Source organism: Caloranaerobacter azorensis DSM 13643 (assembly GCF_900129995.1).
Lineage (GTDB): Bacteria > Bacillota > Clostridia > Tissierellales > Thermohalobacteraceae > Caloranaerobacter > Caloranaerobacter azorensis.
The window spans coordinates 18085-31333 of record NZ_FQXO01000022.1; the positions used below are offsets into that span (position 1 = coordinate 18085).

At 31.3% G+C, this 13249-nt stretch carries 11 protein-coding genes; all 11 read left to right on the forward strand.

What is annotated here, in order from left to right:
* The first annotated feature begins 7 nt into the window (after nucleotides 1–7).
* A complete protein-coding gene (locus tag BUB51_RS05065) occupies nucleotides 8–769 on the forward strand; it encodes a WecB/TagA/CpsF family glycosyltransferase (protein ID WP_242945554.1) in 762 nt (253 codons plus the stop codon).
* A 25-nt stretch (nucleotides 770–794) separates the two neighbouring features.
* Nucleotides 795–1661 carry a YitT family protein gene (locus BUB51_RS05070; RefSeq protein ID WP_073196022.1) on the forward strand — a complete coding sequence of 289 codons (867 nt, stop codon included), beginning with the start codon at nucleotides 795–797 and terminating at the stop codon, nucleotides 1659–1661.
* A gap of 12 nt (nucleotides 1662–1673) precedes the next feature.
* Nucleotides 1674–2495: a transketolase gene (locus BUB51_RS05075; RefSeq protein ID WP_073196024.1), complete on the forward strand. Its 822-nt coding sequence runs from the start codon at nucleotides 1674–1676 to the stop codon at nucleotides 2493–2495.
* Complete coding sequence (locus BUB51_RS05080; RefSeq protein WP_035163142.1) at nucleotides 2495–3442, forward strand: transketolase family protein; 948 nt, start codon at nucleotides 2495–2497, stop codon at nucleotides 3440–3442. Before BUB51_RS05075 ends, BUB51_RS05080 begins: the two co-directional genes overlap by 1 nt.
* A gap of 195 nt (nucleotides 3443–3637) precedes the next feature.
* Nucleotides 3638–4993, forward strand: coding sequence for a hypothetical protein (locus BUB51_RS05085; RefSeq protein ID WP_073196026.1), 1356 nt, complete (start codon nucleotides 3638–3640; stop codon nucleotides 4991–4993).
* Nucleotides 4994–5057: 64 nt separating this feature from the next.
* The gene (locus BUB51_RS05090) at nucleotides 5058–5762 is read left to right on the forward strand and encodes a response regulator transcription factor (RefSeq protein WP_073196028.1); all 705 of its coding nucleotides are present in this window, start codon (nucleotides 5058–5060) and stop codon (nucleotides 5760–5762) included.
* On the forward strand, nucleotides 5749–7182 hold the full coding sequence (locus BUB51_RS05095) for a HAMP domain-containing sensor histidine kinase (protein ID WP_073196030.1): 1434 nt from the start codon (nucleotides 5749–5751) through the stop codon (nucleotides 7180–7182). Before BUB51_RS05090 ends, BUB51_RS05095 begins: the two co-directional genes overlap by 14 nt.
* A gap of 77 nt (nucleotides 7183–7259) precedes the next feature.
* The gene (locus tag BUB51_RS05100; RefSeq protein ID WP_073196032.1) at nucleotides 7260–8543 is read left to right on the forward strand and encodes a glycoside hydrolase family 18 protein; all 1284 of its coding nucleotides are present in this window, start codon (nucleotides 7260–7262) and stop codon (nucleotides 8541–8543) included.
* A 178-nt stretch (nucleotides 8544–8721) separates the two neighbouring features.
* On the forward strand, nucleotides 8722–9162 hold the full coding sequence (locus tag BUB51_RS05105) for a protease complex subunit PrcB family protein (RefSeq protein ID WP_073196034.1): 441 nt from the start codon (nucleotides 8722–8724) through the stop codon (nucleotides 9160–9162).
* A gap of 111 nt (nucleotides 9163–9273) precedes the next feature.
* Nucleotides 9274–10359 carry a LysM peptidoglycan-binding domain-containing protein gene (locus BUB51_RS05110; protein WP_073196036.1) on the forward strand — a complete coding sequence of 362 codons (1086 nt, stop codon included), beginning with the start codon at nucleotides 9274–9276 and terminating at the stop codon, nucleotides 10357–10359.
* Nucleotides 10360–10512: 153 nt separating this feature from the next.
* Complete coding sequence (locus tag BUB51_RS05115) at nucleotides 10513–12897, forward strand: Lon protease family protein (RefSeq protein ID WP_073196038.1); 2385 nt, start codon at nucleotides 10513–10515, stop codon at nucleotides 12895–12897.
* Nucleotides 12898–13249 lie beyond the last annotated feature (352 nt).

The following is a 13249-nucleotide window of genomic DNA, read 5'->3' on the forward strand; positions in this document are numbered from 1 at the left end:
TGAAATAGTGAAGGACACTATTAAAATAATGGGTATAAGGATAAATAAAGTAACTTTAGATTCTGCAGTAGATAAAGTGCATGAATTTGTAAATAATGGTAAGACTAATGTTATATATACTCCAAATACAGAGATTGTAATGGCAGCAAGAAAAGATGATGAATTAAGAAATTTGTTAAATGAGGGAGACTTAAATTTACCCGATGGAATAGGATTAGTTTATGCATCGAAGATAAAGAAAAAACCTCTTAAAGAAAGAGTAACTGGATATGACATTTCAATAAAGATAATTGAAATAGCTAATAAAGAAGGATTAAGTTTATTTTTACTTGGTGGCAGACAAGGGGTTGCGCTTAAGGCTTGTGAAAATATAAAAGAAAAATATAGTAACGTTAAAATAGCAGGTTTTCATCATGGATATTTTAAGGGAACGCATACTGGGTATGAAGGGCATAGAGAAGAAATGGAAGTTATTAAAAAAATTAATGATGCTAAACCTGATATTCTTTTTGTTGGATTTGGAGCACCGAGGCAGGAAAAATGGATTCATGCAAATAAAGATAAATTGAATTGTAAGGTTATAATAGGAAATGGAGGTACTCTTGACGTATTGGCAGGCAATGTCAAAAGAGCTCCTGAAATTTTTCAAAGATTAGGATTAGAATGGCTATATAGATTATTAAAAGAACCGTGGAGATTTAAAAGACAGATGGTACTTCCTTTGTTTGCAATATTAGTGCTTTTTTCTAAAGATGATGTTGTGGAGTAGATAAAAAGCAGAAAGGAGGTTGTTTATGGAAAATATCAAGAAGAATTGGTATAGATATGTTGTTGAATATGTAGGTATAACGATTGGTACAATAATTATGGCATTATCTCTAAACTTATTTTTAGAACCTAATACTATAGCACCAGGTGGAGTAACGGGTTTGGCTATAGTAATAAAAAAGATTATAGGTATAGATGTTGCTATTACAAACTTGGCTATAAATGTACCTTTATTTATTTTTGGACTTATAGTTTTAGGGAAGGCATTTGGTGCAAAAACTTTATACGGTACATTTGCTTTATCATTCTTTATTAGAATACTGCCGAGCGGAAACTTAGTAAATGAATTATTATTGGCTGCAGTATTTGGTGGAGTTTTGATGGGAATAGGGTTAGGTATAGTTTTTAGATTTGGCGGTACTACAGGAGGGACTGATTTAGCAGGTGCGATTCTTAACAAATATTTTCCAAATTTTAGCACTGCTACTTTTATGATGGGTATAGATTTATGTGTTGTAACCATTGCTGGTATAGTCGATAAGAAACTAGAAACTTCATTATATTCAGTAATAGCATTATATATTATTGTAAAAGTAATAGACTTAATATTAGAAGGATTAGGGTATGCAAAAGCTTTCTTCATTATTTCACAGTATCCTGATAAAATTGGGAATACTATACTTGAAAAATTAAATAGAGGAGTTACAGTGCTTAAAGGAAGAGGTATGTATACAGGTAAAGATAGAGATGTATTATTATGTGTAGTAAATAGATCTCAAGTTACTAAGTTAAAAGAAATAGTTCATCAAATAGATAAAAACGCCTTTGTAATGGTAGCAGACATATATGAGGTGCTAGGAGAAGGCTTTAAAGAAATAAAAACTACTGGATAGGAGGTAAATTATATGGAGAAACATGCTGAATTTAAGAAAATTGCTACAACATTGAGAAAGAATATTATTAAAATGTTAAATGAGTCAGGTTCAGGACATCCTGGCGGTTCTCTTTCAGCTTGTGAAATTGTTACAGCTTTATATTTTAAAGAAATGAGAATTGATCCTAAACAGCCTAAATGGGAAGATAGAGACAGATTTGTATTGTCAAAAGGACATGCAGCTCCTGTTTTATACGCAGCATTAGCTGAAAAGGGATATTTTGCTAAAGAAGAACTGATGAAACTTAGAAAAACAGGACAAATGCTTCAAGGACATCCTGATATGAAAGGAACTCCTGGAGTTGATATGACAACAGGTTCTCTAGGACAGGGGTTAGCAGCAGCAAATGGTATGGCTTTGGCAGCTAAATTAAGTAATAAAGATTATAGAGTCTATGCTCTATTAGGTGATGGTGAGGTTCAAGAGGGAATGATTTGGGAAGCAGCTATGTTTGCTGCACATTATAAATTAGATAACTTAACAGTTTTCTTGGATAATAATGGGCTTCAAATAGATGGAGAAAATAAAGAAGTTATGAATATAGAACCTATAGATAAAAAGTGGGAAGCTTTTGGTTGGAATGTAATAAAAATAGATGGACATAACTTTGAAGAAATATTTGAAGCTCTAGATAAAGCTAGAGAGACTAAAGGTAAACCTACAATAATTATTGCTAAAACTGTTAAAGGAAAAGGCGTTTCATTTATGGAAAACAAGGTAGGTTGGCACGGCAGCGCACCTAATGATGAAGAAACAGAAAAAGCACTAGCTGAACTTGGAGGTGAAATGTAATGAGTAAGAAAATGGCTACTAGAGATGCTTATGGTGAAGCGTTAAAAGAATTAGGCAAGATCAATAAAGATGTTGTTGTATTAGATGCAGACTTATCAAAATCTACTAGAACTAATTGGTTTAAAGAAGAATTCCCTGATAGATTTATAAACGTTGGAATAGCTGAACAAAATTTAATAGGAACAGCTGCTGGATTGGCAGCAGCAGGTAAAATACCTTTTGCTAGCTCATTTGCTATGTTCGCTACTGGAAGGGCATATGAGATAATAAGGAATTCAGTTGCCTATCCTAAATTAAACGTTAAGATAGCAGCGACTCATGCCGGGATAACAGTTGGAGAAGATGGTGCAACGCATCAATCAGTTGAGGATTTGAGTTTAATGAGAACAATCCCTAATATGGTTGTTATAAATCCTGCTGATGGCGTTGAGGCAAAAGCGGCAGTATTAGAAGCTGCTAAATATTATGGGCCAGTTTATATAAGATTAGGAAGAAGCAAAGTACCTGTAATATTTAATGAAGATGATTATAAGTTTGAAATTGGTAAAGGTATAATGTTAGAAGATGGAACAGATGCGACAATTATTGCAACAGGTGTGATGGTATCGGCTGCTTTAGAAGCAAGAAAGAAATTGGAAGAAGAAGGAATTAAAGTTAGAGTAATAAACATTCACACTATAAAGCCGATAGATAAAGATATTATTATAAAGGCGGCACAAGATACAGGTGCTATTGTTACAGCAGAGGAGCACAGTATAATTGGTGGATTAGGCAGTGCAGTTTCTGAAGTATTAGTAGAAAATTATCCTGTAGTAGTAGAAAGGATAGGGATTAAAGATACATTTGGAGAATCTGGTAATGGTGATGAGCTATTAGCTAAGTATGGATTGACATCAGAAAATATAGTAGAGGCTGTTAAAAAAGTTTTAGCAAGAAAAAGAGGATAGTTATAATTTGATGTCGGGCAGATATCTTGAAGGATATCTGCTTGATTTTTAATATTAAAAATAAAGCTTTTGTAATTATATAGCATATTTAGTAAAATTATTGTTTTTATTAAGTAATCATTTTGTAACGATTTTATAGAAAAGACTAGCTATAATAAGAGTTGTAAAAAATAAAGATAAAGAGGAGGAGTTGGAATGAAAAAAAAGCTAGTTAAACTAATGTTAGTAACATCGCTTATTGGCGCTAGTCTTTTTACAGGTTGTGGATTAAATGATGCCGAAAATTTAATGGAACCACCAAGATTATCTATTAGTCAAGAAGAAGTCAAAGCTTTAGTGAAGGATGTACTTGACTCAAATGCTAAACTTGTAAGTCCTAGAAAAGGAGAAAATAATAGTGCAATACAATTTGTGGATTTAGACAATGATAAAAAAGATGAAGCTATAGTCTTATACATGTTAAAAAATGATAAGTATCCTCTTAGAGGACTTATACTTAAACAACAAGGAGATAAATGGAAAATAGATGATGGGATTAAAGGAATAGGATATAATTTTGATAATATATTATTTAAAGACATAACTGGAGATGGTAAATTAGAAATAGTAGTAAGCTGGAATATAGGAGAAGAAGGAATTAATAAAGGATTAAGCGTCTATAAATATGAAGATGGGAAATCGGTAGAATTATTTAATGATTCCTATGAGGCTTTTGCAGTTGATGATTTAGATAATGATAAAAAATCAGAAATTTTTCTGGTAAAATTAAATAAGGATGAGATTAAAGCAAAAGGTGAACTCTATAAATATGTAGATAAAGAGATTAAATTAGTAGATGAAGTTAAAATGGATGGAGCAATAGGAATCCATTATTCAACTAAAGTAGGTATGGCTAGTAAAGATAAAAAGGGAATATTCTTAGAGGCAACATTAGGAGCACATTCATCTATTACTGAACTTATTGTTATGGAAAATGGAAAGTTGAAAAATGTTTTTTATAATGAAGACACTGAAAGTGTTGATAAAACATTTAGATCTTATGGTGCAATAAGTGAAGATATAGATAATGATGGAATCATAGAGATTCCGTTGTTGAGAGCACCAATAACTTATGAAGATGCATCAATGGCTGAAATTCCGTGGATTACTTCGTGGTATAAATGGGATGGAAAAGATGGATTAGAATTTAGTGGTGAAGGGTATTTTAATATATTAGGAGGATATTATTTTAAATTCCCAGAGAAATGGAATGAAAGAATTACTTTAGATTATAAATATCCAGATGAAAATAATGGTAGAGATGAATTAATATTTAGTTATGTAGACAAGGGAAATAAAAAACATCGACTATTTACTATAACAGTATTTGATAAAAAAGATTGGGAGAAAAGTTCACAAAAAGATGGATATGTTAAGTTCTTCGAAGATACAAATAAAGTATATACAGTATCTATAGAAAATAATTTAACCAATGCTCATGCAAAGGAAATGAGTTTAAGTTTAGAACAAATTAAAGATAACTTTAGAATTTATAAATTCAATTTCCAATAATAATCAGCCGAAATATCTAAAGCTTTTGCTTTAGATATTTTTGGCATTTTGAAGGGGTAGGAAAATGAGAAAGGTATTAGTATTAGAAGACAAAACAGAAATCAGACAATTCATAGTAATAAATCTTAAAAGAGCAGGTTTTCATGTAATTGAAGCAAGTACAGGAGAAGATGCTTTAGAGATTCTAAATAACGAGGAAGTCGATATTGCCGTTTTAGATGTAATGCTTCCAGGTATAGACGGTTTTGAAGTCTGCAGAAAAATCCGTCAAAAAGATGAGACTATTGGTGTTATAATGCTTACTGCAAAAACACAGGAGATGGACAAAATAAATGGATTAATGTTAGGAGCAGATGATTACGTTGTAAAGCCATTTAGTCCTAGCGAGCTAGTTGCTAGAATAGATGCATTATATCGTAGAATAGACATGATTAAAAGAAAGCCTAAAAATGAAATTATTTGTGGGCCTTTCAAATTAGATTTTAAGCAACGTAGATTATTCAAAAAAGGTAAACCCATAGATATCACGCAGACAGAATTTGCTATAATGAAATTGTTTTTAGAAAATCAAGGAGAGGCTTTAAGCAGAGATTATATATTAGATAAGGTTTGGGGGAAGAATTATTTTGGGAGCATTAAGGTTGTAGATGTGAATATTAGAAGATTGAGACAGAAGATAGAAGACAATCCTTCCGAGCCTAGATTTATAGAGACAGTATGGGGATATGGATATAGATGGAAAAAGGATGAGTGTGTTGAAGGGAATTAAAAGAAGATGGGTTGTTAATTATATATTGATAATTCTATTAGTAATGGTAGTATTAGAAGGATTATTTATGTTTTTTGTTAGAAAATATTATTACGATAGTATCAAACAGAGTTTGACGAATAGAGCTATTGTTGTTGCCGGTTTTTATAATAAGTATATAAATGTTAGTATGTTTGATTTTAAAAAAGACATAGAAAAGATAATTGAAGAATATACATTTAATGATTATGCTGAAATCCAAGCAGTAGACTTAGATGGGAATATTATTCAGAATTCAAGTGGATTTGAGCGTAAAGAAAAGGTTGTAACCAGTGATTTTTATAGAGCTTTAAGAGGATTTACTGGTTGCTGGATAGGCAGAGATGTAAATACAGATGAAAAGATAATGGCTGTTTCGACACCGTTATTAGATTCAGAAGGTAAGATTGTAGGCGTATTAAGATATGTTACTTCTATTGAAAAAGCAGACTCTATTATAAAAAAATGGTTTTTAATGTCTTTAGCCGTAATGATGATAGTTCTGATATTGATGCTTATTTTAAGTATTATATTTACAAGAACGATAATCAATCCAATAAAAGAAATTACAAAGGCGTCCAAAGACATAGCTAAAGGCAACTTATCGATAAAAATTGATAAGTTGTATAATGATGAGATAGGCGAATTAGCAGATACTATAAATTTTATGGCTAGTGAACTGTCAAAGGTGCAGAGAATGAAAAATGAGTTTATATCTTCTATTTCACATGAATTAAGGACTCCACTTACTTCGATAAAGGGTTGGAGTGAAACTATATTGACTGGAGATTTAGATAATAAGGAAGAGACGAAATTGGGGTTAGAAATAATAATAAAAGAGACAGAAAGACTTACAAAAATGGTAGAGGAATTATTGGATTTTTCAAGATTTGAGAGCGGAAGAATATATTTGAACTATGATGTTATAGATATAAAGAAAGAATTAGATGAAGTAATTTTGATATTTGAAGGTAAGGCAAAAAAGAAAGAAATAGAGTTAAATTATTCTTATAGTAGTGAGAGCATATTAATTAATGGGGATAAAAATAGATTACGACAAGTATTTATCAATATACTTGATAATGCAATAAAATTTACTGATAGGGGTAAAAAGATTTTTGTAGATATTTATGAAGATGAAAATAATGTTTATATCGATTTTAGAGATGAAGGTATTGGAATATCTGAAAAGGATATAAATAAAGTGAAAGAAAAATTTTATAAAGGTAGCTCAAAAAAATCAGGAAGTGGGTTAGGGCTTGCTATAAGTAATGAGATTATAAAGCTGCATGGAGGTGCTTTAAATATAGAGAGTCAGGAAGGCGTGGGGACATTAGTAAAATTAATACTTCCAAAAGATATTTGTTTAGATGATAGTATGAGAAAATCTAATAAGATTTAAAATTACTATTCTTTTTTGTTCCATTTTTAGCCTCCTTACGAATATATTATTATTAGCCAGAGTAAGGAGGTGTTTTTATGAAGATTCATGTTGTTAAGCCCGGAGATTCAGTTTGGTCAATAGCAAGAAAGTACGGGACAACTCCTGAAAGTATTATGGAAGCTAATCAATTACAAGAGTTACCGTATTTAATTGAAGGGCAGGCATTAGTAATACCAAAAACTTATACTAGATATGTCGTAAAACCGGGTGATACAGTTTGGACAATTAGTAGGAAATTTGGTGTAACTATTGACAGTATTGTAGAAGTAAATAATTTGCCGAATCCTAATTTTATTTATCCGGGTATGATTTTGATAATACCAATTAAAACAAAGAAATATGGTGTAATTGAAGTTAATGGTTATATTGAACCGACAACTGCCGAAAATGAGAAAAATATAATACAAGATGTTGGTGAGTTTTTAACTTATATTAGTCCATTTAGTTATCAGGTTAATGCAGATGGAACTCTTAATCCAATAAAAGATGAAGTAATACTGCAAGAATCGAAGCAGTATGATAGTGCACCTCTTTTAGTTATTACAAACTTTAGAGGAGGTAATTTCGATACTAAACTAGCTCATACAATCTTAATAGACGAAAAAATACAGAATACACTAATAGATAATATTATTAAGACTATGAAAAATAAGGGGTATAAGGGATTAAACGTTGATTTTGAAAGGGTACCACCAGCAGATAGAGATTTATATAATAATTTTTTGAGAAAGGTAGTTAATAGACTTAAGCCTTTAGGGTATCTTGTATCTACAGCATTAGCACCAAAAACTTATGATATTAGAAAAGGAGCATGGCATGGAGCACATGATTATAAAGCACATGGAGAGATAGTTGATTTTGTGATTTTAATGACATATGAATGGGGATGGTCTGGCGGACCACCAATGGCAGTAGCCCCTATAAAGCAAGTAAAGAAGGTATTAGATTATGCGATAACAGTCATACCTAGTAGAAAAATTATAATAGGTGTGCCTTTGTATGGTTATGATTGGACACTGCCGTATATGCCTAAAGGTGAATGGGCAAAAAGAGTTAGTCCACAGACTGCATTAAAGATTGCTGCAAAATATGGTGCTAAAATTGAGTATGACGAAGAAGCGCAAGCACCGTATTTTAATTATATCGACGAAGAAAGAAACAAACATGTAGTATGGTTTGAAGATGCAAGAAGTATTAAAGCAAAATTTAAATTAGTGTATAGATATGATTTAAGAGGAGTAAGCTATTGGGTTTTAGGTTTATCATTCCCTCAAAATTGGGTTATATTAGATGAATTATTTGTAATAAAAAAAGTCTGACAGGTACTTAAGTACCTGTCTCAACTAAATTAATCATAATTTATATTATTGTAGAATATGATATAAAGAAAATATTATTTAATAAGTTTCGGATAATATCAATTACAGGTATATGCTAATCTATGTTGAATAACTCAGTTATTTATATACAATATATTTATATGTAAGGGGGTATTTTGTGAATAGAAAGTTTTGGATTTTGATTGTAGTAGTAATCGTGATTTTGGGAATTATATTCATTCCTAAAATACTAAAAAATGAGGGTGGTAAAACGGTGAAGTTTGAAGTTTTGAATAAAAACGAAGTACCGAAAAAAATACAAGAGTTACTTCCTAGATATATGTCGGAAGAGAGAGCATTAGCGTGCAAGGTAGAAGACGAAGTGTATGTGATTGTTACTAGGGGAGAAAAGAAAACAGCAGGTTATACTGTTACGATAGACAGAATTGAAAAAGTTAAAAGTAAAAATAATTTTGATTTGATAGTTTATGCTGAATATAAAGATCCTAAACCGAATGAATTGGTTGCTCAGGTTATTACATATCCTACAGTCGTAGTTAAAACAGAACTAAATAAATTGCCTAATAAAATTAAATTAGAAACGGAATATGTTGAATAATCATCAGCTGTATGCTGATGATTTTGGTTTTTTGGCCATAAATTACATAAAGGAAATATTATAGTTTATAAATAATTTATATATAGAGATAAAAGTAAAGGGAGGAGTACAATGAAAAACATAAGAAAAATTTTGGCAGGAACTTTAGCGGTAACTATAATTGGTACTTCATCGAGTGTTTTCGCTTGGACTTATGAAGTAAAACCGGGAGATACTTATTGGAAAATTAGTCAAAAGTATAATATAAGTATGGATACTTTGCTGAAAGTAAATAATGCAAATGAAAATACCGTATTATATGTTGGGGATAAATTGAATATCCCAGAAAGTGAAAAATTTTTCTACTATGAGGTAAAAAAAGGCGATACTCCTTATCTTATTAGTAAAAAATTTGATGTAAACCTAGATGAATTGTTGAAAATAAATGGATTAAGTAATTCATCTTTGATATATCCTGGAGATAGATTAAGGATACCTATTAATAATACTGATACTAATATAGATAGAAATGATGTTAATTTTGAAACTAAAACTACAAAGACATATAAAACATATATTGTGCAGCCGGGAGATGATTTTTGGAAGATTAGTCAGAAGTTCGGAATTCCAATGTATGAGTTGATGAAAGTAAATAATGCAAATGATATAACTGTATTATATACTGGAGATAAATTGATTGTTCCAGTTTATAATGTTTCTGTTATGGAAACTGTTGGTGAAAAATATGGTGAATATTTAGATTGGTGGAAAGGAGCACAATATCTTATTCCTATAGGAGCTAAATTTAAAGTAATCGATTTTTATACAGGAAAATCTTTTATGGCTAAAAGAACTGCAGGAACAAATCATGCAGATGTTGAGACTTTGACAGCTTATGATACTAAGAAATTTAAGGAAATATGGGGTGGAAGTTTTAGCTGGGTTAGAAGACCAGTAATAATTGAATACAAAGGAAGAAGAATTGCAGCTAGTGCTTCTGGAATGCCTCATGCGGGAAATGATAAAGCTCCAGGTGGGGTGTATACTTCTTGGAGAAGTGGTGGATATGGCGGAGGAGTTAACTTAGATTATATAAAAAATAATGGTATGAATGGGCATTTTGATATACATTTCTTAAATAGTACAAGACATAAAGATGGAAAGATAGATGAAAAACATCAGTATTGTATTAAAATTGCAGCAGGAATAATTAAATAGAGAAAATAGATAAGCAGTCTTTATAGGCTGCTTTTTATGTGTGTTGTATAATAGTTACGACTTTTTAAAGGAAACATTTTTAATTTGTAGAATATAAAATTATTAAGACTTATTATGGGTAATAAATATACTAAAAATTATGAGGTGATTTTTGTGAGAAAAGATTTATTAGTACCAGTAGAAAATTTGAAAAATTCTTGTGATATAAGCATTTTTCAATTCGAGACAACAGAAGAAATACCACCAATAAAAGAAATCATAGGGCAAGAGAGAGCAACGAAAGCTCTAAAATTCGGACTATCTGTGAAGAAAAAGGGTTACAATATATTTGTTACAGGGATTACTGGAACTGGGAGGAATAGTTATTCTTATTCAGTAGCAAAAGATTTTGCAAAAAGAAAAAGTACTCCTGATGATTGGTGTTATGTGTATAATTTTAAGAAGCCAGAAAGTCCTAAAGCTATAAGGCTTAAGGCGGGACAAGGTATAGCATTTAAAAGAGAAGTGGAAAACGTTATCTCGAAATTGAGAGTTGATATTCCAAAAGTATTTTCATCAAGAGAGTATGAAGACAAAAAGAATTTAATTTATCATAATTATCAGAAAAAGGTTGAAGAAATAATAGATGAATTAAATATAATAGCTAAAGATTATGGATTTGTATTTAAACAAAATGAAAATGGTTTAATTAGTATACCATTAGTAGATGGGAGACCTATCAGTGAAGAAGAATTAGAAAATATTTCAGAAGATGAAATAAATAAGATGAGGGAGAATTCAAGCAAGTTAAGCGCTGAAGCGTATGATATTTTTAATAAGTTTAGAAAATTAGATGAACAGTTGAGAGATAGGCTGAAACAGCTTAATGAAAAAGTTACTTTTGATGCTGTCGATTTTTATTTAGATCAATTAATAAAAAGATATAAGGATAATGAAGAAATAGAAAAATTTTTAAATGAAATGGAAGACGATATAATTAAAAATTTAAATCAGTTTTTAGACAGAGAGGAAAATAGTAAATTAAATGAGGTAATTGGTAAATTATCTAAACATGAAGACTTTTTTAAGAGATATGAAATAAATCTCTTTATAGATAACAGCAATTGTCAAGGGGCACCTGTAATTAGAGAGGTTAATCCTAACTATTACAATTTATTGGGTAAAATAGAATATGTCAATGAATCAGGTGTGTTAAAGACCGATCATACAAGAATTAAACCGGGGGCTATACATGAAGCAAACGGAGGATATTTAATAGTACAGGCAAAAGATATATTGACTAATCCTTTTGCATGGGACGGACTTAAAAGAGCATTAATTAGTAGGGAAATAAAAATAGAGAACATTATAAAAGGTAGTGTTGTGGCAGAAACATTAAAACCTGAGCCTATACCTTTAGATGTTAAGGTAATTGTAATTGGGGATTACTACACATATCAATTGTTATATGATTATGACGATGATTTTAAAAAACTCTTTAAAATAAGAGCCGATTTTGATATTGAAATGGAAAGAAATGAAGAGAATATAAGGAAAATAGCATCTTTTATCGCATTACATTGTAAAGAGGAAAATTTAAGACACTTCCATAAATCTGCTGTTGGTAAGGTAATTGAATACTGTTCAAGATTGGCAGAAGATCAAAGAAAACTTTCTGCTAGATTTAATGAAATTGTCGAATTACTTTATGAAGCTGATGCTTGGGCTGATGCTATGGGCGATTCGATAGTTACAGCTGAACATGTGGTAAAGGCAATAGAAGAGAAGATATACAGGAATAACAAATATGAAGAAAAGTTGCAGGAACTATTTAAAGATGGTACTCTACTTATAGAAACATCAGGATGGAAAGTTGGAGAAATAAATGGATTAGCCGTTATGGATTCAGGACAATATTCTTTTGGTAGACCAAATAAGATAACTGTTTCAACTTTTGTTGGGAAAGAAGGAATAATAAATATAGAAAGAGAAGTACAAAAAAGCGGAAGTATACATGATAAAGGAGTTTTAATCTTAAGTGGATATCTAGGTGAAAAATATGCAAGAGAAAAGCCTTTATCTTTAACTGCAAGTATAACTTTTGAGCAGTCTTATGAATTTATAGACGGCGATAGTGCTTCGAGTACTGAACTGTATGCATTACTGTCTAGTCTTTCAGATTTACCAATAAATCAGGCAATAGCTGTTACAGGTTCTGTAAATCAGAAGGGGATAGTGCAGCCAATAGGAGGAGTAAATGAAAAGATTGAAGGGTTCTATAAGGTTTGCAAAAGTAAGGGATTTAAAGGTGGAGAGGGTGTTATAATTCCTTATCAAAATATTAGAAATCTTATGTTAAGTGATGAAGTAATTCAGGCAGTTGAAGAAGGAAAGTTTACGATTTATGCTGTAAAAACTATTGAAGAAGGTATAGAAATTTTGACTGGCGTTCCGGCTGGAGAAATGAATGATAAGGGAAGATATCCAGTTGGCACTGTAAACTATTTAGTACAGAAAAAACTAGATAAATATGCTAATATAAATAGAGAATATGATTAAGAGCAGCCTTATATAGGCTGCTTTTTGTATATGTGCGCCGGGCATGCGTAACAACTAGGTGGTGAAAGTCCACTGTGGGGGTTGACCGTGCCAACCACTAGCTAAAGGCAAGGGTGTCCATCGTGAGGTGGAATCTGAAGGAAGCCGGAGGCAAAATCCTGGTCCGAGGTACACGAACCACATTCGAGGCTGTATAAATCGGGTGAGTTTGCGTAACAAAACAAAGCCCAAAACGGTCCAAAGGTTTATGCAGTAAATGTGGCGGATATATGGGAGGAAAGTGGTTACGCTTACCCCGGGAGGTCTCAAGGATACGTCATTTAGATGAATTTCAAAATGACAACCTATGCAG

Excerpts from the sequence above, each read along its gene's own strand:
- BUB51_RS05075 (WP_073196024.1), top strand. The coding sequence starts at position 1,674 with ATGGAGAAACATGCTGAATTTAAGAAAATTGCTACAACATTGAGAAAG.
- BUB51_RS05100 (WP_073196032.1), top strand. The coding sequence starts at position 7,260 with ATGAAGATTCATGTTGTTAAGCCCGGAGATTCAGTTTGGTCAATAGCA.
- BUB51_RS05085 (WP_073196026.1), top strand. The coding sequence starts at position 3,638 with ATGAAAAAAAAGCTAGTTAAACTAATGTTAGTAACATCGCTTATTGGC.
- BUB51_RS05090 (WP_073196028.1), top strand. The coding sequence starts at position 5,058 with ATGAGAAAGGTATTAGTATTAGAAGACAAAACAGAAATCAGACAATTC.
- BUB51_RS05110 (WP_073196036.1), top strand. The coding sequence starts at position 9,274 with ATGAAAAACATAAGAAAAATTTTGGCAGGAACTTTAGCGGTAACTATA.
- BUB51_RS05080 (WP_035163142.1), top strand. The coding sequence starts at position 2,495 with ATGAGTAAGAAAATGGCTACTAGAGATGCTTATGGTGAAGCGTTAAAA.
- BUB51_RS05070 (WP_073196022.1), top strand. The coding sequence starts at position 795 with ATGGAAAATATCAAGAAGAATTGGTATAGATATGTTGTTGAATATGTA.